This window comes from Pedobacter sp. R-06, assembly GCF_049913135.1.
Lineage (GTDB): Bacteria > Bacteroidota > Bacteroidia > Sphingobacteriales > Sphingobacteriaceae > Pedobacter.
On sequence record NZ_CP183977.1, the window covers coordinates 4,037,383 to 4,063,383 of the forward strand.

Here is a 26,001-nt window from a genome sequence, read left to right on the forward strand (position 1 = left end):
ACAATCTTAATTAAAAAATATAATCGATTCATGATTTATTGAACTTTATAGGTTATTTTGGCCGATACAGCCACTCCTTTATCGGTAATTCCATCGGCTTTGATCAAAATATCGGCTTTGTTATCGCCATTGAAATAAGTAACAGTTGCTTCGCCATTTTCGTTGGTTTTTACAGCTGGTATCCAGAAAATAGTGGTACGTAAATCTTTATTTGGCGTTGCCGGACTGCTATAATTTGGCGAATAAAAAGTCCTTGCGGTATAATAACCGTTTAAATTGAGGTTTAGCAAGTCTAAATTTGGTCCCCGCAAAGCCTCGTCCTTTAAATTAAGACTGATCAGGTACACATCTTTTCCAGTGCTATTTAACAAATGCTGAATTCTAACCTGATTAATCTGATCCATCGTTAAACTGTAGTAATCTAAGCGCTCGGTAAAGAGCTCCTCTCGGTTATTTACCTTAATAACGGGCCTAACTTTTTTTCCGTTGGCGAGAAAAGTGACCCCTTCATTCCCCAGGCTATCATTTTCTTCTGCCGGATAACTTCCTTTAGCCTTTGTTAACAGAAAATGTTCCAAGCCCTTGTAAGAATAATCGGCTGCCGTAATATTGAAAACTTCCTCGGGATACCCGAATGAGGTAAGTACATCCTGAAACAGAACCACCTTGTTATTCTGGGCGGCCTTAATTTCAATATCGTTTAAACTGATCGAATCGCCAAACTTGTAAGTGCGGTTATAATCCATGCGTTTACCGATTTCTACGTTTAAGGTATTCGGAATTCCCGATGAGATCGTATTTAACGGCGCTAAATTTAAAGGTTTAATCAGCGTATCGATCTGCAGCCAGCCACCTTTTTTCCCCTTATCATCTTTTGATGAAATTTTTACCGCTTGATTGCCGTACCAACTGAGCCCATCCAGAAAATAACGTCCGCTCTGATCGGTTTTCGTAGTAAAGATTTTATTGCCGGTAAAGTTGGAGCCAAACAGGGTAATATTCATGTTCGGAATGGGTTTATCTGCCAGTTTCTCTCTTACCAATCCTTTAATTGTGATGCCAGGCTCAGGCAAATAACTTATCTTAATAGCCGAATCGGCCAGTTTTCTCCAGATATAATCTCTCCAGCCCTGGGTAAGCAACAATAAGTCGAGCTGTTTTAAACGAGATGCATTTTTAGCATCAAAGTATTGTGCAGCGTTTTTAATATCTCCCTTTACTTCAGATTGCAGCATCAAATACGATACGATATCATTTCCATCATCTGGAATAAGCCCATCAACAGCAGCTAAGGAAAATGCCGTTTTAGCTGGCTGACCAAGAAAATTGGTCGCTTTTACCTTAATAATCACTTTTTCTCTTGGTTTATAAGCTACTTTATTTGGGCTTATGGAGAAATTGACCGTATTTTCGTCCTGTATAAAAATAAGTCGTTCACAATTAGGCCTGTTTTGGTCATCGAGTAAGGTTATGCTTGCAATGCCATTCGGAAAACCTTTTGTTGGGATAGATACCGACACCGTAGCTTTACTTAATTTGATCGATCCGGAATAAATATTATCGCCTGCATGTTTAATTACAAGCGAAATGCTTTTATCCTTCAATTCAGCAAACATTAATTCGTTGGCACTAATACTTGCTTTGATATTTAAAGAATCAGTAGTAACGTGTAATGAAAGACCTTTCTTAAGACTGTTAGGCATTTCTGAAGAAAATTTTTCTTTGCCATAAAATCCCTCAACCTTATATTTCTCGTCTGTTTTGGGTGTAAAAGCAAAAATGCCCATCCCCGCATCGGTACTTTGAAAAGTAGTTACGGTATCGCCTTTTGATGAAACTACACTTCCCGTGGCTTTAATCCCGTTCCCAACATCATCATTAGTTTTAAACGCTACGATACTGGTTAATCCTTCAACCAGCGAACCGCCCTCGGGAAAAAAAGCAATCGATTTTTTCGAATTGGAAACATCTGTTTTTTTGACCGGATTTCGGGTAAAATAAGAAGCGTTTTCAATAATGTTATTGCTAATATGGACCCGTTTTTGAAAAACAAAATCATTGCCAAAGTTTCGCATCCAATTGGTGTAAGCCCTAATGGCGTACCAGCCAGAAGGAATAGAATCTTTCAGTTTAAAATCTCCCTTTCCCAGTCCACCATCCAACCTGATCATTTTCCGGTCTAAAACTTCCGATTTTGGTGTAAGCAGCTCTACATATAAATTATTGCTGGTAGCGGTTAAACTGCTGCTTTTTCCATTTACCAAATAGGCGCTAAACCATACATCTTCGCCAGTACTGTAATAACTGCGGTCTACCTGCAGGTATGATTTCTCAAAAAAGAGTTTAACTGATTGTTTATCTGTAGTTTTTTGTTGTGCCGAACTGCAAAGTGTTACCGCACTTAGGAGGCTAAGCCAAATGTATTTTTTGAGATTCATAATTCTTTTGTCAATCAGCCCGTTATTTTGCACACAAAAGCCCTATAAAAAACATAGTCAATACCAGAATATTGAAGAAATGGAGGCTCATCATGTGTTATTGGTTAGTTTGATCATAACAGCTGCTGGATAGCAGCCATTGAATGATTTATGTCGAATGTAAATAGTATATCTTTAAGGTGCATCCTGTAGTATCCTGCTTTTTAATGATGACAATATGTTATAAGAAAGATTTTAAAGGTTTCTGCTCAATAAATTTTAAACATCAAGTAAAAAGTTACTTTACTAAACCCTTTTACTGCCTCAATCCATATTTGAGATGCCTGCATCATTTTCCCCAATGCTAAGATTGTAGAATTTATCAAAAAAATTGTTGATGAATAAAAAAATAACTGTTTAAATAACGTTTATTATTTTAAATATTTTACTTTTACCATTAGGATCTTCCAAATATTAAACCGTATGAAATTAAATTACCCTGCAAAAAGTGTGTTTTCGGCATGCCTAGCGTATGCAACAATTGGAATCGGATACACTTCCGATGTACAGGCACAAACTGCAAAAGTAATCAAAGTTAAAACAGACCATTCCATTGCCAAGGTGCAACCTAACATGTGGGGCGTTTTTTTTGAAGACATCAACTTTGGTGCTGATGGCGGCATTTATGCCGAACTGATCAAAAACCGCTCATTTGAGTTTGCAAAACCGCTGATGGGCTGGAGTTTCCAACCCAAAAAACCACAGGAAGGCGAGCTATTGGTGGTGAACCGAAAAGAAGTGAACACCGCCAATCCCAGATATTTACAGGTAAAAAAACAAACTGATGATTTTGAGCTCGTAAATGAAGGCTTTAAAGGCATTGGCGTAAAAAAGGGCTTGCGTTACGATTTTTCTGTGATGTACCGTCAATCAACTCCGGGGGTTAAACTTGTACTCTTGTTAAAAGATGCGAACAATAAAATAATCGGACAGGGAAGTTTAACACCTGATCAGACCGGTAGCGACTGGAAAAAACAGTCGGCAAGTTTTACCGCTACCCAAACCGATCCAAAAGCAAAATTTGCTATCGGGTTTCAGGGAAAAGGAAATATCGATCTGGATATGATTTCGTTATTTCCAAGCGACACCTGGAAAAACCGCCCGCAGGGATTAAGGGCCGATATGGTACAGTTGCTGGCCGACATGAAACCCGGTTTTATCCGTTTCCCTGGCGGATGTATTGTAGAAGGCACCGATCTGGCAAATCGTTATCAATGGAAGAAAACCATCGGCCCGATTGAAAACAGACAACTGTTAATGAACCGCTGGAATACGGAATTTGCACTCCGCTCGGCACCAGATTATTACCAGAGTTTTGGCCTGGGCTTTTTCGAATATTTCCAACTGGCAGAAGATATAGGTTCTGATGCCCTTCCGATATTGAACTGCGGTATGGCCTGTCAGTTTAACTCTGCAGAAGTAGCCTCACTTGACGAGCTGGATCCCTATGTACAGGACGCTTTAGACCTGATCGAGTTTGCCAATGGCGATGTAAATACTAAATGGGGAAAAATGAGGGCAGATCTTGGTCATCCAAAACCTTTCAATTTAAAAATGATGGGCGTTGGAAACGAAAACTGGGGCCCACAATACCTGGAAAGGTTAGCAATTTTCACTAAGGCCATAAAAGCCAAATATCCCGATTTTAAACTAATCAATAGCTCGGGAACCGATCCCGAAGGTGATCGCTTTAATTTATTGAATACCACTTTAAGAAGCAATAATGCCGATTTTATTGATGAACATTATTACCGCCCTGCCGATTGGTTTTTAAAAAATGCCGGCCGTTATGATAACTACCCAAGAAACGGATCGAAGGTTTTTGTTGGCGAATATGCAGTACATGCTGATAAAAACCTAACAGGAAGCGATAAAAACAACTGGCAAAGCGCCTTAGCTTCAGCTTCGTTGATGACCGGTTTGGAGCGCAATGCCGATGTGGTACAGATGGCCTCTTATGCCCCACTTTTTGCCCATGTCGATGCCTGGCAATGGGCACCCGATATGATCTGGGTAGATAACCTAAAATCGTACGGAACACCCGATTATTATGTACAGAAACAGTTTTCTACGAATAAAGGAACCGATGTAGTTTCGATTACGCTTGATGAGAAGAACATTATCGGCCAGGATGGCCTTTACGCTTCTGCGGTGACCGATCAGGCAAAAAAGGAACTGATCATTAAAATTGCGAACAACTCCGATCAGGCACAAAACATTGATTTCGACCTGGAAGGAAAAATGAAATTAAAGAGTAAGGCCACCAATGAGGAAATAGCAAACAGTAACCTAAACCAACTCAACTCTTTCGAAACTCCCCAAGCGGTTAGCCCACAAAAAAGCGCCATCAACCTGAAAGGCAAAAAACTCAACATCACTTTAAAACCTTATTCTTTTAACGTTATTAAAATTCCATTTAACCAATAGATTTAACGAGATCATGATGAAAAAACTTATCTTATCTGCGGCTGTATTCTGCAGTTCTATTTTAGTGCATGCACAAAGCGAAACCCAATTAACCATTAAACCTGCTGGCGATCAGATGGTTAGCAAGCATATTTATGGTCATTTTTCTGAGCATTTGGGTCGCTGCATCTACGATGGTTTTTGGGTGGATGAAAATTCGACTATTCCCAATAAAGGTAGAATCCGTTTAGATATTGTAGATGCTTTAAAGAAGATAAAAGTTCCGAACCTGCGTTGGCCGGGAGGTTGTTTTGCCGATGAATACCATTGGAGAGATGGTATAGGACCGAGAAACCAACGCCCGAAAATGGTAAATACCAACTGGGGTGGCGTAACTGAAGACAATAGTTTTGGTACACACGAATTTCTAGACCTCTGTCAGATGCTCGATTGCGAACCTTACATTGCAGGCAATGTAGGTAGTGGAACTGTTGAAGAAATGGCCAAATGGGTAGAATACCTGAACTTTGATGGCGTAAGCCCAATGACGGCCATCCGCAGTCAAAATGGTAGAGAAAAACCATGGAAAGTTTCTTTCTGGGGTGTGGGTAACGAAAGTTGGGGTTGCGGAGGAAACATGACGCCTGCTTATTATTCTGATTTATACCGCAGGTATGCCACTTATGCACGTAATTATCCGGGCGCTCCACTAAAAAGAATTGCCAGTGGTGCAAACTCCGACGATTACAACTGGACAGAAACCTGCATGAAAAACATCGGCAACCAGATGTGGGGATTAACTTTACACTATTACACCATCCCAACAGGAAACTGGGGCAAAAAAGGATCAGCTACCAAATTTGATGAGGCACAATACTTTTCGACCATGAAAAACTGTTTAAAAATGGAAGAACTGGTAACCAAACACTCCGCAATAATGGATAAATACGATCCTAAAAAGAAAGTGGCTTTAGTGGTTGACGAATGGGGAATCTGGACGGATGTAGAACCAGGAACAAACCCAGGTTTCCTGTATCAACAGAACAGTTTACGTGATGCTTTAATTGCCGGTACAACATTGAATATCTTTAACAACCACTCCGATCGTGTTAAAGTAGCCAACCTGGCACAAACAATTAATGTTTTACAGGCTTTAATTTTAACCGAAAAGGATAAAATGATCTTAACCCCTACTTATCATGTTTTTGATCTGTACAAAGTGCATCAGGATGCCAAATATCTACCGATTGCCTTTATCAGTCCTGATTATACTGTAGGCGATCAAAAAATTCCGGCTTTAAATGTTTCTGCCTCTCAGGATGCAAGCGGCGCTATCCATATTTCATTGGTGAACTTAGATCCAAACAAGAAAATTGTCTTAAGCACTGTTTTAGATGGTTTAAAATGGAACTCGGTTACAGGACAGATTTTAACCTCGGCCAAACTTACCGATGTAAATACGTTTAGCGATTCGGACAAAGTGCACAATGCTAAATTTACAGGCGCAAAAAAATCAGGAAATTCGCTTAAAGTTGAATTGCCTGCGCAATCGGTTGTGGTACTCGAATTAAAATAAAATGATGAAAAAACGCATATACCTCTTTATAATCTTACTATCGGCTTGCTTTAATGCACATGCGCAGTCTAAAAAGGAGGTTTATCTCTTTGCCTATTTTAAAGGTAACGGGGAAGACGGGTTGCATCTGGCCTATAGTAATAATGCATACAAATGGACCGCGCTTAAAAATGATCAATCGTTCCTTAGGCCTACTGTAAGTAAAGATAAACTGATGCGGGATCCTTGCATTATCCGAGGGGCTGATGGCTTATTTCACATGGTTTGGACAGTAAGCTGGAAAGATAAGGGAATTGGTTACGCCAGTTCGAAAGACCTGATTAACTGGAGCGAACAGCAGTTTTTACCGGTAATGGCTAAAGAAGATGGTGCAAGAAATACCTGGGCACCTGAAATCACTTACGATAGCCGCACCAAAACTTATATGATTTATTGGGCTACAACTATTACGGGTAAGTTTAATGAAACGGCCTCAACTGAAGAAAGCGGTTACAATCACCGTATGTATTATGTTACCACCAAAGATTTCAAAACCTATTCGGAAACCAAACTGCTTTACGATCCAGGTTTTAATGTGATTGATGCTACTATTGTAAAAAACGGGAAACAGTTTATCATGTTTTTAAAAGACGAGACCCGTGAACCTGCTCAGAAGAATATCAAAATAGCTTATGCCGACCAATTGACTGGTCCTTACAGCAAGGCGGGAAATCCAATTACGGGAAATTATTGGGCTGAAGGACCAACAACTTTAAAAACAGGCAATAACTGGATGGTATATTTTGATAAGTACCGCGACCATAAATATGGTGCAATACAATCTGCAGATTTAAAAAACTGGACCGATGTTTCTGATAAAATCTCCTTACCAAAAGGCTTAAGACACGGAACCATACTAACAATTAAGGAAAAAGAACTGGAAATCTTATTAAAGCAATAAGGGTTAAGAAAGCAAAGTAATACCTGATTCTCCGTGGTCTGTGCCCGCACAGACCACCTTGTTAAATCACATCAATTTACCTTCCACGCGTCATGCTGAACTTGTTTCAGCATCTATCATGCCTGATATAAAACTTTCTCAAACAAGATCCTGACCACGAAGTGGCTATTAGACCATTAAACACAACTAATAAAACAAGTTCAGGAGGATGATCGATTTAAATAATGCTAGTGGTCTGTGAGGACACAGACCACGAAATAAAAATTTTCTCAAACAAGATCCTGAAACAAGTTCAGGAGGACGATCGCCTTTAATTCATCGTTATTTCGACCGCGGTGGAGAAATCTACTTTGATAGATCCCCTCACGCATCATGCTGAACTTGTTTCAGCATCTTTATAGCCTACACATATCCACTTCAAAAACCTTCCTCATAGAATCCTGACCACGAAGTAGCTATTAGACCATTGAACACAACTAATATAACAAGTTCAGGAGGACGATCGATTTAAATAATGCTAGTGGTCTGTGAGGACACAGACCACGGAATAAGGCGAAATGACGCCAGCTATCTATCTCACCAACCTCACTTCATATATATTTGCAATAGCTGACCCTTGATCGGCAACAAATTTCACTTCTAAATCTGCTTTTAATAGTTCTTTGGGGATTTGGTATTCCTGTACATAAAAAGTATCACTTTTGTTGCCATCCAGCTTTACATTTTCAATCACAACGCCATTAATCAAAATAGAAAAGTTTTTATTCTTGTCTTTTCCGTAATAAGTTAAACTCAGCTTATTTGCCGATAAATCTTTGTTTTTAAGTACATAACTAAACCATGCCTTTCCATTTCTAAAATGCCTTTCCTGATACGTTCCGTTATCAGTTTGCTCACCCTTAAAATTATGATCCGATTCTGGCTGCTGCTCTCCAGTGTTAATCAGATCGACGGTTCGCTGTTCCGTTTTCATTTTATCTTCTTCTGCCAACTTAATCGCCTTTGCACGCTCTGGCAATGCCTCTGCGTTGCTGTAAGGGAAATAAACCACATACCGCTTTTCGGCCAGGGTGTAAAAAGGAACCAATTTTAAAGATTTGTATTTTGGCTGATAGATCGCATTTTGAGCACTGAAGGTTAAACTGTTTTTATCAATCAAAGTAATTTCATTTGCTAAGGTACCTTTAGTACCTGTAACAAGTGGTGCATCGCTGATCGGGAACAATGGCCCTGAAGCAATATGCCCCATCCTACTGCCATCGGCTAATAAATTGGGTTGATTTAATGTATCCATCGCCGCAGCGAGCACAACCGGTCCACGAAGAAAGGCTACCCAATCTGAACCATCGGGCATAAACTCAGTAGTGGTGTGCATTGGCAAGGAAATGTTAACCACATCACCGGTAGCCCAAACACGATCGATACTGGTATACCCATTCGCATTACTTTTGACGGCAACTTTTTTTCCATTCACCAAAACAGTCATTTTTCCCGGTTCTACCCAAGATGGCCGACGGAAATGTAAAGCAAAACGCTGTTTCTTTTTTAATTGAAGTTTGAGTGTGGTATTTTCAGCATCAGGAAAAAGTGTCTGCTGTGTAAGCTGAATTCCTTTTTCTTTCCAGTTTAAGGCAGAAGGGATAAAAAGATTCACATACACATCATTTCCACGGTGCACATAAATAAGCTCACCATATTTGCCATGGTTTTCTAATCCTGAGCCTACGCAGCACCAAAAGCCCTCCTGCGGACTCGAATAAGTACGGTAATGCCCCGGCCGCATTGGTGTAAAATATACAAAACCACCGCCTGGTCTTTGCGAAGAGAGGATATGATTATAAAGTGTACGCTCATAATAATCGAGGTAAGTGTTCGAAGGCTTGGCCAAAAATAGCTGTTTGGTGAGCTTCAACATGTTATAAGAATTACAGGTTTCCGGGCCTTCTCGCGATTCTGTCATCGATGAAAAGTTATTGGCAGGATGAAAGTGCTCTCTAACACTATTTCCACCAATGGCTACTGTTCTATGTTCTACTACTGTTTTCCAAAAGAAAGCGGCTACATTGGCCCAGGAAGGATCTTTATCCAGCAAAGCGATCTGCTCAAAACCAATTACCTTAGGAATCTGTGTGTTTGCGTGCAGACCATTCAGGGCATCTGTATTTTTCAGCAATGGATTTAGGATAGATCGATCCGAAAACCGTTTTGCCAGTTGAAGATACTTTTGATTACCCGTTATAGCATAAACATGGGCGAAAGTTTCATTCAATCCACCATGTTCGCTTTTTAGAAGTTCCTGTACTTGCTGATCAGATAAATTCGAGACCAGATCTACACACCAATCGGTGAGTTTGATGAGCATCTGCTTTGCTTTTTCATTACCGGCAACCGCGTAAGCATCGTAAAGCCCTGCGTAAATTTTGTGGATATTGTACAAGGGAACCCACTTTCCATTCAGCGAAAAACTCGACGACTTGATGTTACCTGCTTTGATCTCCTTCCAGATTTCTTTGCCACCAGGAATACCGGCTAAATAACCATCACCATTTTTTACCTGGCATTTGTCCAGTTCGGCAATCATGTATTCCATCCGATCTTTCACTTTCGCATCACCAGTTGAAGCATACATTAAAGCCAAAGCAGACAAATAATGCCCGCCGATATGCCCGTCCAAACCTGTATTTTCCCAGTTTCCGTAAGATGCTGCTTTGGGTTTTAGTCCTGCCTCTCTCTGGTATGGAACCAAAAGTCTGTCCGGATCCAAAGAAAGCATGTATTTTTTATCGGTTTCCTGTGCCTGCTTGAACGACCCATCCAACAAACGGACATCTTTTAAACTGAACGGCTGCAAGCTCGCCTGTCCGAAAGTAGTTCCATACAAGGCGGTAAACAATATAGCGGTAATTATTTTTTTCATCTTTATAAGTAATACGTTATTCTAATTCCCATCTGGTTTAACTACACTACTTTTAGGGCTCTCTGGCCAGTGCCAATCAGCAGGATTATCTGGTTTTGCCGGATCAAATTTTGGCAGATCGTCTACCAGATATTTTGCTATGCCTAATTTCTGCTTCTTAATGCCTAAAATGATACATTGTGCAATTTCATAAGCACCATAAGGATTAAAGTGCGTATTATCGGCCAATGCCTTGTCCTGACCTGGATAACTGTTAGCAGGATAATGAACAAAGGCTTTTTTCGATAACTCTTCGCCCAAAGCATTAAACAAAGTCGACGTCATGGCATTCAGATCAATTAAAGCGACTTTCTCTTCGATAGCTACTTTACGTGCAGCATCAGGAAAATCACCAAGAGAATTTACAATTTTTCCATCCGGGCCAAAAGACCTTCTGCTGGTAGAGGTAACCACAACAGGGATTCCTCCTTTTTTCTTCACTTCCGAAATGAATGTTTTTAACCTTTCGGTATACGATTTATAAGCACCATCATTGGGCCCTTTATCTTTTTGATCGTTGTGTCCAAATTCAATAAAAAGGTAATCACCAGGTTTCATCATACTTAAAACCTTCGTTAATCTTTTGCCTCCTAAAAATGAACCCAGTGTTAAGCCAGATTCTGCATGATTGGCAATCGCGACACCAGGTTTAAAAAAACGGGGAATCATCTGCCCCCATGATGCCCATGGTTCATCGTCCTGGTTCACCACAGTCGAGTTCCCGGCTAAGAAAACGGTAATCTGATCTTCAACCTTCGTAATTTCGAGTGCCTGTAGTGCGGTTTGATGGTCAAATTCCAAAGTCAGTTTATCATCCCAATCAAGTTTGGTAAGTTCGCGTGGTTTTAAAGAAACAACCTGCCCACCAGTAATATGTTTATCTTTAATATTTACAATAAAAGTTTTAGTTAGCGATTGCCCAGCTGTAGTTCTTACATTTTCGAGCATCAATCTTCTCGATTCTGCTTTTATAGTGCTTAATGCAGGGCCTTTCGGATCGCCAAGTGTAACTGTTATTTTGTAATTACCTTCAGGAACGGTAACCGAAAAATAAAAAGGTTTATCACTTTTTACCAGATCTGATGTTAAAAAATTCTTCCCACCATAATCTGGCCCCTCAACTTTCGAGTCAAAATCGAAACCATAACCCTTTTCTTTACTATAAACATCAGTTGGCAAAACCGGTGTATAACGATTAGCAACCTTTCCCGTGCCAAAATCAAATTTGTAATTGGTTTTTTCCTGGGCCTGCAATAGGTTGGCTATTAAGCCTAGAAAAACAAATGGCTTAATAAACTTTTGAATGCTCATATGCTTAAGGTTTGGCAACGATCTGTTTGATAATTAAATCCATCGAAATCGCTTTCCTTTAAAATTTGGTTAAATAAACGTCTACACGACATTTATAAACGAATATATAAAAACAATTCTCAATTAAATGAGAATGAACAACGTTTTTAAAATTTAAGCATTTTTTTAACAAAAGTATGTTATCGAAAAGTACGAAAAACAACAAACATTCAATTATAAATACTAATTAATACTACAAAGATAAACAATTCAAAATGCCGCATAAATTTCTTCAATTTTTAGTTAAAAATTTTTAAGCTTCAGAAATATTAAGCTATAAGATCAAAAACTCCATTTCACGAGCTTAAATCAGTAAAAATTTGATAATTTTTAGTTAAAAAATAAAAAATTATCAACACAAAGCGTATAAAATCAGTCTATTATAAAAATAAATCTGTAAATTAACCCATTATTAATACTAACTCAATATGGATAGTCTTTTTTTGTATTTGAAATTTAAATGCACCATATAAAGAACCATTATTGAAAATATTAATTAGATTTTTGTTCATAAAATTCATTTTTAAATGAAAAGATTGCTTACATTCCAAGCCTTGTTCAGTTCATTCATTTATGAATTTTTAAAACAATTTGACTTTACCAAGTCGTATATTAGTCTAATTAATCATACACACTAATTGCAGTCCTAAAAAGCTGTGTTATTGCGTATTACGGGCAGGCATAAAGAACCATTATGTTTCGCTTTTAGTCATCCATCAAACAGAAGAAGTAGAAAAATCTAAAGCCATGAACAAATACGCCATTATTGGAGTAACTCCCTTCGAAATCCCTGATAGTAAATTGGTTTCTAATTTACAAAAAGCAGATTGCTTCCCAGTTCTAAGTCTTGGACACAACATAACCGAAACCGAAAACGCACTTCATTCACTTGTGGAATTGGGTATTTCAGATTTTGGTGTAAGCATCAATTCGGCGGTATTCGCCAACATTGATCTTCCTGCCCAGGTAAGTTTAATTATTGCTCCATATGATTTCGTGCTAAAGCGTAAAACATCTGCAAAAATTATCTATCAGGTTTTTGATCTCGAATCGGCACTGGCTGCACAAGCAAAGGGTGCCGATGGAATCATAGTGAAAGGAAATGAAGGTGCCGGCCGTGTGGCTTACGAATCTTCTTTTGTACTTTTTCAACGGATTATTAAAGAAATTACACATATTCCGGTTTGGGTTCAGGGTGGTGTAGGTATTCATACTGCGGCCTCTTTAATGGCTCAAGGCGCAGCAGGGATTATTTTAGATAGCCAACTCGCCTTATTCCCAGAATGTTCTGCTCCTGAAGATTTAAAAACTGTTTGTGGTAAGTTAAGTGGAACAGAAACCAAACTGATCGATAACTGCCGCGTATTGGCCCGTCCAAATTCGCCGGCATTGGCAGAAGATATAGATTATAATGGTCTTCAAAAACATTTTAAGGGTTACAATCTGGAAACAAATTATCTTCCAATGGGTCAGGATATTGCCCTATCGATAGACCTGGTTACCAAATATAAAAAGCTTGACAAGTTGGTTTTTGGCATAAAAGAAGCCATTTACGGCCATTTAAAACAGGCCAAAGCCATCAATGTAATAAAAGCGAATAACGCGCTTGCTAAAGATTTAAACCTCACCTACCCTATTGCGCAGGGCCCAATGACCAGGGTAAGCGATGTAGCACCGTTTGCAGATGCGGTTTCGGAAGCTGGTGCCTTATCATTTATAGCTTTATCCTTGTTAAAGGGTGCATCGGCAAAAAACCTGATCGAAGAAACCAAAAAACTGGCTGGCGAAAAAACCTGGGGCGTAGGCATTTTAGGTTTTGCACCACAAGAGCTTAGAGATGAGCAACAAGAATATATATTAAATGCAAAACCTCCTGTTTTACTAATTGCAGGCGGAAGACCATCGCAGGCTAAACCCTTCGAAAAAGCCGGGATCAAAACTTTTCTCCATGTGCCATCTGCTTCTCTTTTAGATATGTTTTTAAAAGAAGGTGCTAAACGCTTCGTATTCGAAGGCCGCGAATGTGGTGGTCACGTTGGCCCCCTATCCAGCATGGTATTGTGGGAAAAACAGATTGAACGTTTGTTAAAGGAAGAAAATCCGGAAAACATCAGCGTTTTCTTTGCCGGTGGCATCCACGATTCTTTTTCTACTGCTTTTATTTCGGTAATGGCTGCTCCTTTGGCCGCCAAAGGAATGAAAATCGGTGTATTAATGGGCACCGCCTACCTATATACCAAAGAAGCCGTAAGTACAGGTGCCATTTTAGGTAAATTCCAACAGGAAGCCATGCAGGCAAACGAAACTGTACTGCTTGAAACCGCTCCAGGACATGAAACCAGGTGTTTAAATTCTTCATTTGCCACTTTCTTTAACGAAGAAAAAAAGAAACTTCAGGCAGAGGGAATGGATAAAAAAGAAATCTGGGCAAAACTGGAAACACTAAACGTTGGCCGTTTACGTATTGCTGCAAAAGGTATAGAAAGACGCGGCGATGAACTGGTAAAAATCGACGAAGCTGAACAAACCGACCTGGGCATGTATATGATCGGTCAGATTGCACCTATGCATAAAGAGGTGATGTCATTGCTCGATCTTCATCAGGATGTAGCCGACAACAACTATTCACATATTTTAGACGCCACACTTTCATCACCTCCGGAAAATAAAACCAAAGCTTTAGATGTGGCTATTGTAGGTATGGCCTGTATCTTCCCTGGGGCTAAAAATCTCGAAGAATACTGGCGTAACATCATTCTAGGCAAAGATTCGGTAACCGAAGTACCGGATGAAAGATGGAACAAAGAACTTTATTATAATCCAGATTCTACTGCTGGTGATATGTCGCACTCTAAATGGGGCGGTTTTATCCCGAGGATAGATTTTGATCCCTTGGAATTCGGTATTCCGCCACAGTCGCTTGCAGCCATAGAGCCTACCCAATTACTTACATTAATGGTGGCCAAACAAGCTATGCAGCATGCAGGTTATGCAGATGGTGGCTTTGACAATGAAAATGTATCTGTAATTATCGGCGCCGAAGGTGGAAACGATCTGGCCAATAGCTACAGTTTCAGAGGTTTTTACAAACAGGTTTTTGGCGAAATGCCAGCTGAAGTAGATGCCGTATTACCAAAAACAACAGAAGATTCTTTCCCGGGTATTTTGGCGAATGTAATTTCTGGCAGGATCACCAACAGGTTAAACCTGGGCGGCAGAAATTATACGGTTGATGCGGCCTGCGCTTCATCTTTGGCAGCAATAGATCTGGCCTGTCAGGAGTTATTTTTAGAAAAATCGGATATGGTTTTGGCAGGTGGAGCAGATCTGCACAACGGCATTAACGATTACCTGATGTTCTCGAGCACACATGCCCTTTCTAAAAAAGGAAGATGTGCCACTTTTGATACCGAAGCAGACGGAATTGCCCTTGGCGAAGGTATCGCCATGATCGTATTAAAAAGATATGACGATGCTTTACGTGATGGCGACACCATTTATTCTATTATTAAAGGTGTGGGCGGATCGAGTGACGGCAAAAGCCTTGGTTTAACTGCGCCACGTAAAAACGGACAGGTAAATGCTTTGGAAAGGGCTTATAGTCAGGCTGGAATTACGCCTTCACTGCTTGGCCTGGTAGAAGCACACGGTACAGGAACCGTAGTTGGCGATAAAACTGAAATCAGCGCATTAACCGACATGCTTAATCAATCAGGTGCAACCGCTGGGCAAACACATCTAGGCTCAGTAAAAACGCAGATTGGCCATACCAAATGTGCCGCTGGCATTGCAGGCCTAATTAAAGCATCCCTATCGGTTTACCATGGCATTAAACCACCTACCATCAATTTAAAAACTCCAAATACTTTCTACAATGCCCAAACCAGTCCATTCGCTTTCCATACTGAAGCGGGTTTATGGATGGAAGAAAAAAGATATGCTGGCGTTAGCGCCTTTGGTTTTGGCGGAACAAATTTCCATGCCGTACTGGAAAGTGCTCAGAATACCGAAAATAAAAATTCGATCTTAAAATCGTGGCCATCAGAACTGTTTGTTTTCAGGGGAGATACTTATGAGGAAGCCAAAAGCCGCATAATTTCAGTAAAAAATCTCTTAGAACTGAACGATCAGATCGAACTGAAAGATATTGCCTATAGTTTAGCAACTGCTGGCACCAAATCTGTTCAATTGAGCATCGTTGCCAATCATGCAGAAGATCTGGTAATGAAAATCGATCTTGTTTTATCTGGTGTAGAAAGCAAAGACACTTACCTTACTCAAAAACAGGATGGCAAGGTTGCTTTTATGTTCCCAGGGCAAGGCAGCCAAAGGGTAAATATGGCAAGGGATCTTTTTGTGGTTTTCCCTGAAATGAGAAAACTGCTGAAAGCTTATCCTGAATATGAAAAAATCCTTTTCCCAAATACTGTATTTAATGATGCGGATACGAAAGCACAAAAAGAACGTATAAAAGATACCCGCATGGCACAACCCCTACTGGGCATTGTTGATCTTGCAATCGCCAATTTCTTAAAATCATTGGGCATTGTGCCTGATATGGTTGCAGGCCACAGTTATGGCGAATTGCCTGCGCTTTGTTTTGCTGGTGCTTTTGAAGAAGAAGCCCTTGTTCACCTAAGCGCAGAACGGGCACAATCTATTTTGAATGCCGTAGAAAACGGAGATCCGGGTACTATGCTTGCCGTGAGCGCAAAACAAGAAGACCTTGCGCAATACCTAAATGGTACTGCAGCCGTTTATCCAGTGAACTTTAATGCACCAACACAATGTGTTATTGCAGGCGGTACAGCAGCTATCGGCCAGTTGGCTGCGGTATTGAAAGAAGCTAAAATATCTTTCCGCCCGCTTGAAGTGGCTTGTGCTTTCCATAGCCCTTTGGTTGCCAAATCGAAACAGCTTTACCAACAAGTGCTTTCTGGTGTAAACTTTAAAGATCTTAAAATTCCGGTATGGTCTAACACCACGGCAAAAGAATATCCAACTGAAGCTGCCGCTGTAAAAGAACGTTTGACCGACCATTTAATAAAACCTGTCCTTTTTGTTGATGAGCTTAGGGATATGTATGCCGCCGGCGCCAGGGTTTTCGTAGAAGTTGGCCCTGGCAAGGTGCTAAGTGGCTTAACCAAAGCTTGCATCGGTAAAGACGAAGTGATTTTACACACCGAAGATCAGGGGCAGAATAAACTCAGCAATTTGTTGGGCACACTGGCTGGTTACCTAGCTACCGGCCGCGAAATCAAACTCGAAAAATTATTCGAAGGCCGTTCTGTTAAAAACATCAAATTGGATGAACCTTCACTTTATAAAAAAAGTCCCGCTATCTGGTATGTGAACGGTCAACACGCTGTTCCATCAACCGGTAAACTTCCGGCCAATGGTGCATCTCCTATTACTAAACCGATTATCCTTATGAATAATACCTCTACACAAACTGAAAATCAACAGGTTAGTGGCTCAGCTAAAGACTTGATGATGCAAGAGTACCTGCACAGCATGAAAATGCTGATTCAGGCACAACGCGATGTGATGCTTTCCTTTTTAGGGCAGGTTCCCGCAATGCCTTCGCAAATCACTAATCAACCTTTAACATCATACCAGGCACCTCAACCTGTCCGTATTGAAAATCAGATCACAGTAAAACAGGAAGTACCACAAGCACAAACCATCGAAGCAATAACACCTGCGGTTGCACAAAAAGATTTAAAACTGGTGCTTTTGCAGATTGTAAGCGATAAAACCGGCTATCCACAAGAAATGTTAGGCATGGAAATGGATCTGGAAGCCGATTTAAGTATCGATTCGATCAAACGTGTAGAAATTATTGGTGCTTTACGTACCGAACTGGGTGGTTTCTCTCAACTAAACCTTCCGGAAGATAAAATTATGGAGCAGCTTGCGGGACTTAAAACCTTAAGCAGCCTCGTAAACTGGATTACAGAAAATACCGAACAGCCAAAAGCGGTTAGTACACCTGCTGTAGCAGTAACTCCAATAATTCAGGCAGAACAGACAAAATTTTCATTAGATCAGTTAAAATCGGCCATTCTTGATGTGGTGAGTGAAAAAACAGGCTATCCGAAAGAAATGCTGGGCATGGATTTAGATCTTGAAGCTGATTTAAGTATCGATTCGATCAAAAGAATGGAAATTATCGCCTCTTTAAAAGAAAAAATCGGATTTGGTTCACAAAGCGAACAGGCTGATGATTTAATGGAAAAACTGGCTGCAATTAAAACTTTAAATGCCCTGGTTAACTGGATTGCCGATGTTGAAGCAGAAAGCTCGGAGGTGCTTACAGAAGCAAAAAAGCTTATTGAGGAGAGCATCGATGATCAAACGGTAAAAGAAAAATTATCCCGTTTAAGATTTGAGCTAACTCCTGCTGCGCTTACCATTACCGAAGCAGCAATTTTAAAAGGTCAGCGTTTTGCCTTAACCGATGATGGTGGCGGACAGGCGATCAAAATCAAGAAAGTGCTCGAAAAACATGGCGCTATTGCCGATCTGGTGAGCTTTGAAGACTCATTGGACGGTTATCAGGGCCTCATCATTTTGAATATGTTCGAAGCACAACAAAAAGTAGGCATTCTCGATCATTTCGCAACCATTAAAAAACTAAATTTTGATACCGTAAAATGGGTGTACCTGATTGCAGATACCAAGCAGTATTTTAACGATCAATCTGATATTTCTTTCTTGAGAAATTATCAAGGTTACTCGGGCTTCTTTAAAAGTTTAGACCGTGAATACGAACATACCAAATGCCGTTTCATCAGCCTCGAAACCAAAATGTCGCCAGATGAAATCACCAATATTACCTTAAACGAAATACTGAATCCGGATAAACCTTCGGAAATTATCTACAACGACCATAAAAGACACATTATGGAGTTGGTGCCACACCAGCTGAGCACCGAAACCGATGCACACATCCATTTGGACAAAGAAGCTGTAGTGATGGTTTTAGGTGGTGCACAGGGAATAACTGCCGAACTGATGATCCATTTTGCCAAAGATTACCCTTGCAGGTACATTTTGGTGGGCCGTTCTGCAAACCCGATCGCCTCAGCAAGCGAAGCCAGTTCTTCACTAAAAACCAAAGATGAGATCAGGCAATACCTGATTAAACAAGGCGAGATTAAAAAACCTGCCGAAATAGAACAGGAAACTAATCGGATTTACAAAAACAACCAGATTTTACGCTGCATTGCAACTTTAGAAGAAGGTGGATCGACCGTAGTTTATGAGTCGTTAGACCTTAAAGATGAAGAAGCGCTGACCCGTTTGATCAATCAGGTTTACGAAGATTATGGTCGCATAGATGGCGTAGTACATGGTGCAGGCTTATTGGAAGACAAACTGTTCCATAGCAAAACTTCTGAATCTTTCGGACGTGTTTTCGATACCAAAGTAACACCACTAAGGGTATTGGCTGAGCAATTAAGGCCAGAAACCCAATTTGTGATCCTTTTCTCAAGTATCGCTTCGGTTTACGGAAACCGTGGGCAAACCGATTATGCAGCAGCAAACAGTGTAATGGATAAATATGCCTGGGCCTTAAAACAGAAGATTCAAGGCAAGGTAATGGCCATTAACTGGGGACCATGGAAAGGTGCAGGTATGGTTTCGCCAACCTTAGAAAAAGAATACCAACGCAGAGGAATTGCATTGATTCCTTTACAGGATGGAATGGAAACTTTCTTGAACGAACTAAAATATGGTAAAGAAAGCCAGGTATTGATCATGGCTGGAAACACCTGGATATAGAAAACCGCGTAACCAAACAGCAGATGAAGAAAAGCGACGTAGCAATTATTGGAATGTCATGCATTTTTCCGGGTGCGAAAGATATGCAGGCCTTTTGGGAGAATATTATCAACCGCGTAGATTCTACACAAGAGGTTCCGGCTGACCGGATTGATCCGGTGCATTTCGACAAAGCCGTGAGTGGAGTAGATCGTTTTTATTGCAACCGAGGAGGTTTTATTCCCGATCATCAGTTTGACCCGCAGCGTTTTGGCATTCTACCCTTGGCTGTTGAAGGTACTGAACCCGATCATTTGTTAACCTTAGATCTGGTTCACCAGGCATTAGAGGATGCATCAGTATTTGAAAAAAAATATTCCCTCGATAAAACTGGGATCATTATTGGCAAAGGCAATTATGTGGGGCCTGGGGCAACCCGCGCCATCGAAATTGTAAGAACTGGCGAGCAGATTTCGAGTGTATTGAAAGACTTAATGCCACAACTTACTGATGCAGAAATTGAAAAGGTAAAACACGAGTTTCAATTGCGTAAAGGCCGTTTTAGTGCCGATACCGCAATGGGATTGATCCCTAATTTAGTGGCTTCGCTGGTAGCCAATCGTCTTAACTTAGGCGGGCTGGCTTTTACTTTGGATGCTGCCTGTGCCAGTTCGCTTATCGCAGTAGATCATGGCGTACAGGAACTGAATAGTGGCCGTTGCGATATGATTATTGCAGGCGGTGTACATTTAGGCCAGAATGCAGCCTTCTGGAGCATTTTTTCTCAGCTGGGCGCTTTATCCAAACAGGAAAAAATAAGACCATTCGATCAAAATGCCGATGGACTGATTATTGGCGAAGGTTGTGGTTTTGTTGTGCTCAAACGCCTCGAAGATGCAATCAGGGATCAGGATAAAATTTATTCGGTAATTAAAGGTGTGGGCATTAGTAGCGATGGCAGTGGAACCAGCGTAATGAGTCCATCGGTTAAAGGCCAGCTTAAAGCCATTACCGAAGCCTGGAAAAACGCAGAGTTAGAAAGTAAAAATATTGGCTATTTAGAAGCCCACGGAACAGGCACCCCACTTGGTGATAAAACCGAGGTAGAGACTTTAAAACAGTTTTTCGGCCAGGATCCCGATCTGCCAAAAGCGGGTATCGGTTCGGTTAAGTCAAATATCGGCCATGCCATGCCCGCAGCAGGTATAGCAGGATTGATCAAGTCGAGTCTGGCTTTGTATCATGGTATCATACCGCCTACTTTACATTGCGATGAGCCTGTAACACAACTGGCCGAAACCCGTTTTTCTGCCGTGCAAAAAGCAATGGACTGGAACCAATCGGGTTTGCCAAAACTGGCTGCCGTAAATGCATTTGGCTTTGGAGGGATTAACGCCCATGTGGTATTAACCGCCCACGAAACGCCTAAAAAAGATGAAGTATTGGTCATCGCAAGACCAAGTCATGAGGCTTTGATCGAATCGCTCGAAAATGGAGATTATAACATTGGGAATGGAGATTTCCGTTTAGTGTTGTTTAATCCTAGTCCTGAGCGGATCAAAAAAGCTTTAAAAATTGTGGCTAAAAATTCTCCGTGGAGAAACAAACAGGATATCTGGTACACCAATGCACCACTATTGGCGAACGATGGAAAAATTGCATTCGTATTTCCTGGCTTAGATGGACTTGCAGGTGGCGAAATCAAATCAGTAGCCGATTATTTCAACATTCATATTGATGAAAACGAAAAACAAGATGGCCTTTTAAGCGAGGCCCTGAACATACTCAACAAAAGCAGTGTTTTAGATCAGGCATTGAAACAATTGGGCATTAAATCCGATATGAATGCAGGGCATAGCCTTGGCGAATGGCTTGCAGCAAGATCTTCGGAACTGGCAGAAGAAAGTTCGGTAATGAATTTATTGAATGTGCTTAACCCCGAAACTTTTGAACTGAAAGATTCACGTTTTATTGCCGTGGGTTGCGGTTTAGATACACTTCAACCCATTATCGAAAGTATACCCGATTTATACCTCTCGAACGATAACTGTCCGCAACAGGTAATCCTTTGTGGCAGCAAAATCGCGCTTGAAGAGCTTGTTCCGATACTAAAAGTGAAACAGATTTTTCATCAGATTTTGCCTTTCCAATCAGGTTTCCATTCTCCATTTGTAGCCGATAAGCTGGGTTTAATCCTTGAGGGTATGCAGGATATGCAGTTCCGAAAAACCACTACACCACTTTGGTCAGCAACTACTTTAGAAACTTATCCCGAAGGCTTTGAAGCCATCCGCCATTTAAGTGCCGAGCACCTGATTAAACCAGTACGTTTCCGCGAGCTTACCGAAAAGTTATACGCAGAAGGTGCACGTGTTTTTATTCAGGTGGGTTCTGGCGGTTTAGTCGGCTTTATCGACGATACTTTAAAGGGAAAAGAAATCAGTACCATTAGTGCCAATGTACCGATCCGTTCGGGCATTACGCAGTTGCAAAGAGTTTTGGCAGCACTTTTTATTGAAGGAAAAGAAATTGGCCTTAATTATTTGGGCAATATCAAATCAACTCCACCGCAAAAAAACAAAGGCATTAAACTCGAACTGGGCTCTCCGATTATCCATAACCTGCAAACGCTTAAAGGTTTAACTATTAAACAAGCTCAACCAACACCATCTAAAACTTTTGTGGAGGCCAAACATCCGGTTTTACAGGCTTTTAATGAAAATGTGATGGAAATGATCAGCATGCAGAGCGAAATGATCGAACTGTTCGAAAATGCAGCTTTACAGGTCGATCAGCCGAGCAACTGGGCACCAGCCAAACCAATAAAACCCGTAAGGCAACCTTTTAGTCAAAAACTTGATGTGAGCCTTGAGAACTGCCCTTATCTCATCGATCACTCGCTATTAAGGCAACCAAAAGGCTGGCCAACAGTAGAAGATATGGATCCTGTGATCCCGATGACCATGATTTTTGAAGTGTTTGCTGAAATAGCCAATGCGCAATCGCCAGAAGAAAAGGTGCAGAAAATAATGAATATGCGCGTATTCCAATGGATGAACGTGGTTAAACCTTTTCAGGAAACCGTAACTGGCGAATGGAAAGACGAACAACGGGTTTACCTTAATCTGGAGCGTTTTGCCAATGCAGAAGTGCAGTTGGCGACACAGTTAAGTGTCGCTCCAAACAGAACTTTCGACATTGGAAAATTATTGGATATCGACCGTACTGCTGCACAGATTTATGATGCGCACATGTTCCACGGACCAGATTACCAGGGCATCAAAAAACTGACCGCAGTTGGTGAAAAAGGAATCACAGGCATCATCGAAGCCTCAGGCGGAAAAGGCTCATTGCTTGATAATGCAGGTCAGTTATTTGGTTTATGGCTTCAACTTACTTTAGAAAAAGATAGGATAGCTTTCCCTGTTAAAATTCAGGAAATAGAGTTTTTTGGTGATATGGCCGACCAGCAAGGCGCCTTCGAATGTACCTGCGTACTCACCGAAATTAACGATGAATTTGCCACTGCCGACATCGTAATGAAGCGAGATGGCATCACATGGCTTATCATTTCAGGATGGCAGAACCGCAGATTGGAAATAGACGAACCGCTTTGGAACGTGTCCATGTCGCCACTCCATAACCGTTTATCGGAAGAGATTGCACCTGGTGTTTTCCTTTTCGGCAATGCTTATTCGCGTGTGGTATCATGGGATTTTATCCTGAAGAGATATTTCAACCAGACAGAAAAAAAACACCACAACAACCTTTTACCGAATAAAAGAAGAACCTGGATGATCAGTCGCGTGGCGGCGAAAGATGCCGTTCGGAATTTATTGAATACACAGAAAAATCAGGCCTGTTACCCCATCACCTTCGAAATTTATTCTGACGAATACCGCAAACCTTATGTTAAAGGCGGCTTAACAGATAACATCAATATATCGATTGCGCATAAAGGTACCGATGCCGTCGGCATAGCACGTTTTAACGAACCCGTTGGTATCGATATCGAACATATTGAAGAACGGAGCGCCGGTTTCTTCGATCTTGTGTTTAACGATCACGAAATGGCCCTGCTCGAAAGCCGCGACAAAATAGAATGGGCAACCCGGTTCTGGGTAGCCAAAGAAGCTTATGGAAAATACCTGGGCAAAGGTTTACAGGGCAATCCAAAAGCCTATACCGTTGAAGAAATCAATGACGAAGAATTACGCATCAATAACATCACAGTCAAAACAATCAAACATAAAAACTATATCATCGGATGGACACTATAACTACAAAATTAAGCAGCGAAGAAATCTTCAACCTCATGAAACAATTTATCACCGAAGTAATCGGCGAAGAATTTGTTGAAGAAATGGATATCACCCCCGAAAGTTCTTTCACCAAAGATCTGGAAATGGATAGCATCGAAATTGTATCTTTTTCTGAAAAAATCAAAGCGCATTTTGGCGAACAGATCGATTTTGCGGGCTGGTTATCATCAATGGATCTCGATCAGCTGATCAACTTAAATCTGGGCATGATCATCTCTTATATCGAAGAATGCCAATCATAACAGTAAACGGCAAATCGGTTCACATTCAGGAGCTCAATAAAGAAGCTGCTGAAACCATCGTCCTTGTTCACGGGATGTTCAGTAACCTGTCTGTTTATTATTTTAATATCGCGCCGCTATTGGCCACAAAATATCACGTGGTACTGTACGACTTAAAAAGTCATGGCATGAGCGAAAAGGCTTTGGAGGGGTACGACCTGGAGAGCATGACCAACGATCTGTTTGCATTAATGGAGGTTTTAAACCTTCAAAAAGTGCATTTAGGTGGTTATAGTTTCGGTGGGTTGATTGCTTTAAAAATGGCCATCCGCTTTCCAGAACGTATTAATAAACTGGCAATAATTGAAGCGCCTGATCCGAACGACGATAAAACAAGGGGAATAATTGACGAATACAGCCGTGAATTTTTGGAGCATTACGTCGAAAATTTTACTGACACCACAAAAGTAAAAATGGGTAAAAGGCAGATGGAACGCAACCACCGCATGTACGAGTACCTTTTTTATCAAACTTCGATTAAAACAGACATGGAGCTTGAAAAAGATTTTTTTGGCAGCCCTGCAATCGAAACTATAAAACAGAGCACGCTATTGCTGTACGGCACCGATTCCAATTGCCTTAATGCAGGTAAACATTTAGATGGAATGATCAAAGATGCCTCGTTAATTGCTGTGCCGGGAGATCATAATATCCCGATACAGCAACCATTGGTAATCGCCGAAGCATTGTTAAACTTCTTTCAGGAAATATAAAATTAAACACTATGGCAAAATTTGTATTTGTTGTTCCTCCGCTAACTGGCCATATTAATCCTACACTGAGTATGGGTACTGCCTTGCTTGAAAGAGGCCACCGTGTAGGATGGATTACTTTAGATGAGTCATTAGGCGATAAACTTCCTGCTGGAGGCGAGTTGCTGTTGATCAGTTACGACCAAAACGATCAGCAGAAAAAAGATTCAGAAAAATACCTCGACATCATCACCAAAAAGATTGTTTACGGCATCGATAGCATCAAATTTCTGTACGAGGAAGTACTAATTCCGCTTAACAGGCACAGTTATGATGGCATAGCCGATATATTAGATCAGTTCAAACCCGATATGGTAATAACCGATCATCAAATGTTTGCCGGAGCAATTGCCGCAAGCAATAAAAACTATCCTTATGTTACCTGTGTTACCGCACCAGCAGCCATAAAAGTAATGGATGAGCTGCCTAAAGTGCATGAGTGGGAAGTAAATCAGATTGTCGCCCTGCAAAAAGAATTCGGTATAAATACTAAAGATTCTATTGCCTGCTCTGATCTTGCCACTTTGGTATTTACCTCCAGAGATTTTTTCGGGGAAATGGATTTACCCGAGCATTTTAAATTTGTAGGTCCTGTTTTTAACCGCCGCAAAACTACAATTCCTTTCCGCTGGGAAGCATTTCATACCAGCAAACCAAAAATATTGGTCAGCATTGGTACCACCTTCGATCATGAGCATAAAAAAGCCTTTTTTGCCAAGGTAATTGAGGCTTTCGCTAATGAAGACTTACATGTGGTTGTCGTTTCAGATCCTGCTTTATTTGAGGAATGGCCAGCCAATTTTACGGTGCAGCGCCAGGTACCACAATTAGAACTTTTGCCTCACCTCGATGCTGTGGTTTGCCACGGCGGACATAATACCGTTTGCGAAACCTTGATGAATGGCCTGCCCATGGTGGTTATTCCAATAGCATACGATCAAAGCCATGTTGCCGGACGTGTTTTCAGGGTAGGCGCCGGAGAGCGTTTAAACTTTAACCGTTTTAAAGCTAATCACCTTAAAGAAGCCGTAAATAAAGTGCTGCAGAACGAAAGTTATAAAATTGCTGCAGAACAGATTAAACAATCTTTTATCCAGGCTGGTGGAACAGAAAGTGCCGCCGATTTATTGGAAGCTTTAAGCAACAAAACCTCAAACGTATTCATCAGTTAAAT

General features: G+C 40.9%; 11 protein-coding genes. 8 read left to right on the forward strand and 3 right to left on the reverse strand.

Annotated features, from left to right (window positions below):
* Positions 1-35: 35 nt before the first annotated feature.
* On the reverse strand, positions 36-2,438 hold the full coding sequence (locus tag ACN9MR_RS16075) for a hypothetical protein (protein ID WP_426325129.1): 2,403 nt from the start codon (positions 2,436-2,438) through the stop codon (positions 36-38).
* 462 nt (positions 2,439-2,900) lie between these two features.
* Here ACN9MR_RS16075 and ACN9MR_RS16080 point away from each other — a divergent pair, with 462 nt between their 5' ends.
* From ACN9MR_RS16080 to ACN9MR_RS16090, 3 genes are read left to right on the forward strand one after another with little or no spacing between them, the layout of a single operon-like run.
* Entirely contained in the window at positions 2,901-4,904 is a 2,004-nt protein-coding gene (locus ACN9MR_RS16080; protein WP_426325130.1) for an alpha-L-arabinofuranosidase C-terminal domain-containing protein, read from the forward strand.
* A gap of 13 nt (positions 4,905-4,917) precedes the next feature.
* Positions 4,918-6,459: an alpha-N-arabinofuranosidase gene (locus ACN9MR_RS16085; RefSeq protein WP_426325131.1), complete on the forward strand. Its 1,542-nt coding sequence runs from the start codon at positions 4,918-4,920 to the stop codon at positions 6,457-6,459.
* 1 nt (position 6,460) lies between these two features.
* Positions 6,461-7,399, forward strand: a complete 939-nt coding sequence (locus ACN9MR_RS16090) for a glycoside hydrolase family 43 protein (RefSeq protein WP_426325132.1) — start codon at positions 6,461-6,463, stop codon at positions 7,397-7,399.
* Positions 7,400-7,970: 571 nt separating this feature from the next.
* Here ACN9MR_RS16090 and ACN9MR_RS16095 read toward each other — a convergent pair.
* Positions 7,971-10,316: a beta-L-arabinofuranosidase domain-containing protein gene (locus tag ACN9MR_RS16095; RefSeq protein WP_426325133.1), complete on the reverse strand. Its 2,346-nt coding sequence runs from the start codon at positions 10,314-10,316 to the stop codon at positions 7,971-7,973.
* 21 nt (positions 10,317-10,337) lie between these two features.
* Positions 10,338-11,666, reverse strand: coding sequence for a rhamnogalacturonan acetylesterase (locus ACN9MR_RS16100; protein WP_426325134.1), 1,329 nt, complete (start codon positions 11,664-11,666; stop codon positions 10,338-10,340).
* A gap of 786 nt (positions 11,667-12,452) precedes the next feature.
* Between ACN9MR_RS16100 and ACN9MR_RS16105 the strand changes: the two genes are divergently transcribed.
* Genes ACN9MR_RS16105 through ACN9MR_RS16125 form a run of 5 tightly spaced genes read left to right on the forward strand, consistent with a single transcriptional unit; the run spans position 12,453 to position 25,999 of the window.
* Positions 12,453-19,493 carry an SDR family NAD(P)-dependent oxidoreductase gene (locus ACN9MR_RS16105; protein WP_426325135.1) on the forward strand — a complete coding sequence of 2,347 codons (7,041 nt, stop codon included), beginning with the start codon at positions 12,453-12,455 and terminating at the stop codon, positions 19,491-19,493.
* Positions 19,494-19,516: 23 nt separating this feature from the next.
* Positions 19,517-23,752, forward strand: coding sequence for a beta-ketoacyl synthase N-terminal-like domain-containing protein (locus ACN9MR_RS16110; protein ID WP_426325136.1), 4,236 nt, complete (start codon positions 19,517-19,519; stop codon positions 23,750-23,752).
* Positions 23,740-24,036 (forward strand): acyl carrier protein, encoded by a 297-nt coding sequence (locus ACN9MR_RS16115; RefSeq protein WP_426325137.1) that lies wholly within the window; start codon positions 23,740-23,742, stop codon positions 24,034-24,036. The genes ACN9MR_RS16110 and ACN9MR_RS16115 overlap by 13 nt, the downstream gene beginning before the upstream one ends.
* A complete protein-coding gene (locus ACN9MR_RS16120; protein ID WP_426325138.1) occupies positions 24,024-24,788 on the forward strand; it encodes an alpha/beta fold hydrolase in 765 nt (254 codons plus the stop codon). The genes ACN9MR_RS16115 and ACN9MR_RS16120 overlap by 13 nt, the downstream gene beginning before the upstream one ends.
* 11 nt (positions 24,789-24,799) lie before the next feature.
* Positions 24,800-25,999: a glycosyltransferase gene (locus ACN9MR_RS16125; protein ID WP_426325139.1), complete on the forward strand. Its 1,200-nt coding sequence runs from the start codon at positions 24,800-24,802 to the stop codon at positions 25,997-25,999.
* Positions 26,000-26,001 lie beyond the last annotated feature (2 nt).